Here is a 3,214-nt window from a genome sequence, read left to right as displayed (position 1 = left end):
GCCCGGCCTGGTCAAGCCATACGACCACACCCTGCTGGCGCACCCGCGCGCGAAGATCCGTCTCGAGGCACGCGGACACGGGACCACCGAACTCGACCGCCGTAGCCCCAGGTCCCGCCGTCGTCACGTGCCGTCCTCCACGCTCTCTTCGACGCTGTCGTCCGCGTCCTCGTTGGCAAACAGACCGACGTGTGGCGCAAGAGTGGCAAGCAATTCCTTGCGCCTATGCACCTTCTCGGCGTGGGTCGCCTCGAACGCGGCGCGAGCCTCGGGCTCGTCGGGGGCAAGAATTCGGAGCTCTGCACCCTGCTTTTCAGCCAACCGGAGCTCCATCTCCCAGATCGATCCAGAATGTGCTGACCAGAGACCCGGCTCGAGGATACGCAGCTCGGCCACCTGCCCGCGGCGCACGCCACGTCCCATGCGCCGGATGGCCTCCTTTTCGATTGCCGCGAGGGCGGCCCTGGGCTGGACCCGAAGGAACGCCTCGCGGTGTGGGGGGTCACCACCGTCGCCAAGGTCGTGGACGCCGGGGTGATAGGGCGGCTCCTCGACGCGGAAGTCAGGACTAATCTCGTCTTGGAGCCGTAGCTCCCAGGCCCAGGTGCGCGCAGGGTGGTAGCGCCAGAAGCAGCCATGAGCAACGCTCAAGCTCGGGTCCTGCTGACACTTCTTGTCAACCCGGGTGGGCCAGTAACGCATGGCCAGATGGGCCCAGTCGTAGTCCTTGCGACCGCTGGCGGTGGCGAGCTCCTTCCACCAGTTCTTCGGGTCTTTCCACTGGGGGTCGAGCAGCGGCCAGAGTGCAGCAGAGTTGATCATCACGCCGTCGTCGAGGTCGGGAACATAGCGTGCATCGTGCTCGCGCGGCCGGCACTTGCTGTCGGTCGGCGGCGCGCCGCGGTCGGCACACTGCTCGACAGTCTCGATGAACGTTTGTAGCTCGTCCCTGGCCTTGATTTTTCGGTCGTAAAGCCGCTCGGCGGTGCGGGCGATCTTCCTGTCGGTACCGTCACGGGCGGAGCGTAGGTCGGACAGCTCGCCATCGAGGCGAGAGAGAGTCGGCACCAAGTAGTCGGCGAGCAATACTCGCAGGGTCTGCTCGGTCATACGATGAATGTTCACCCAGGCCACAAAGGTCTTGCCCGCGGAAGACAGCGGCCAATGGATAGGCCGGTTCTCGTACATGCCCTTGTGGACGTCCTTGAAGAAGTCAAGGGCGAGCCAGTCGCGCAGGCCGCGCCTTGTACCGATCGCCGAGCCGTGAGAAGTCCAGGCTTCGTGCAGCGGTACGGCTGCGGGGTGTCCAAGGCCGTCGCTGCGGTCCTCAGCGTCCAGAGTCGTATCGAGGAAAAGTAAGCCGTATGGCAATGCATGTGAGAGGTCTGCGACGGCCGGATCAAGGACGCCCTCAGTGTCGCTTCCGGCCGGACCGAAACGGCCGAGCGCCACGCCGAGCGCGAAGCTCAGGTGGTCCGTGGAGAGCTCAACATCAAGTCGCTCGAGGTACTCAGGCAGTGGCATTCCCCCTGGACGGTCGACGGCAGCCTGCGCCCAGTCCTGGGCGTAGCGCCAGGGAGAAGAGCCGGGACTGTGGAACTCGACGGAGGGTTCCCGGTGCGACTCCTCGAGCATGAACGCGTCACGGACGAGTGATACCACGTCTGCACTCGCCTCAACTTGAATCACCGGGAGACGAACAAGGTCTCCAACCTGAAACGAGATCGAGGGATTAAGGTCTGCAAGGATGCCTTGGGCCGCGGAATGATTGACGGAGCAGAGGATATTCTCTACCGAGACCGTCTCAGACGAGTAGATTGATGAACCCTTATTATCACAGATGCTGGGATAATAGTGAATCCTTGCCCGACAGGTGGCGCCAATCGGAGTAAAGGCGACTCCAATCTCGTGCCAGCATGAAGGGTTTCTTAGGTTTGCACCATTTGACACGTCGGCCAATACGCGAATTTCCAGCAACCGTCTTGCAAACCGCACGACATTCATAAGGGGCTCGAACCAACGGCGATCCGCGCCGCCCATGACGTACGGCGTCCAGTTCGAGCCTGGAGATATGCCAAGCTGTGAGTTCAACACCTCCCACGCATTCCGCACGAACCGCTTGTTATTTCCGGTGTCAATACCTTTTCTTACGTCAGCAATGGACCCGAGAAGCGGTAGGCGTGCATAGTAATCGAGCTCCCGGTCCCACCAATACGGAAGAGGCCATTCCGGCACAATCTCGAACGCGCTTGAGTCGAAGGAGTATCGCCCCTCGTGACAAAGCGTGGCGGCCCTTTTTCGTGGAGTTCGCCCTCGATCGTAGGATATGTCATTCGATGGGGATGGCTGTTGGGCAACGCTCAATTGTTCTCGGTTGATTGAACGGTGCACCACGCTTACCGCCACGGTCAAGATATCGTTAGGCACTTCGTCGAATGCGCCCACAGCAAAATCACCAATTGCGCGTACATCAAAGCTGCCGAGAATGTACCTACGCAAGTCCGCATACTGTTTGATGAACATCCAGTTTCGCATCGTAAGCATCGCCGAAACGCCACCGTTGTGTACCAGTTCCAGACCACGCAGTAAGAATGCTGCGTAGAGATCAGCCTTGCCAAGTGGGTATGTTTTTTCGACGTATCTCGTATCGGCTAGCCACTTGGCCCCAGCGTATGGTGGATTCGCCACCGCAAGGTCATATATGCCTTCGCGCACTAGCTTCACGAAACGCACGCCGGCCGCTAGTTGTTCGCCACGCAACCGTAGACCGAGGTCGTCGCCACTCGTGTGCTTGGTCAGGAAGCCCTCGATGAGTTCGAGCAATGTCGCCTTGGCCTCGACTTTGCCGATGGGGATCCGCTCCGGCTCGGGTTTGAATCCGGCGAAGAGGTCGCCCTGCTCGGGCTTGACCCGGCCCAGCGTAGCCTCGTGCTGGTTCAGTGCGTCGTCCACCGCTGTGTCGACCTTGAGTAGGCTGCCAAGGTGGTCGGCGCCGCGCAGTGCATGAATTAGCGTATCGGTCAGGGCGCCCGGGATGCCGGTTTCGCGCTCGACCTCACGGCGAAGCTCGACGAGCGCCGGGTCGTCGTCGGCAAGGCTTGCCAGGCGCAGGTTCGACGCGACCAGGTTCAGCCGCTCGGGTCGGGCGTCGGGTGCGATCTGTCGGGCCTTGAGCCACAGCGCTGCGGCGGCGATCTGTACCGCTCGTGGGTCA

General features: G+C 61.5%; 1 protein-coding gene. It reads right to left on the bottom strand.

The window, feature by feature from the left end; all coding sequences use genetic code 11:
- Positions 1 to 123: 123 nt before the first annotated feature.
- Positions 124 to 3,214, bottom strand: a 3,091-nt coding sequence (gene pglX / locus DMB66_RS59360) for a BREX-6 system adenine-specific DNA-methyltransferase PglX (RefSeq protein WP_125812651.1), incomplete at its 5' end; no start/stop codon positions are given.

The organism is Actinoplanes sp. ATCC 53533 (assembly GCF_003947245.1).
Note: the sequence above shows the minus strand (reverse complement) of the source record. Positions and strands in the feature narration are given on the sequence as shown.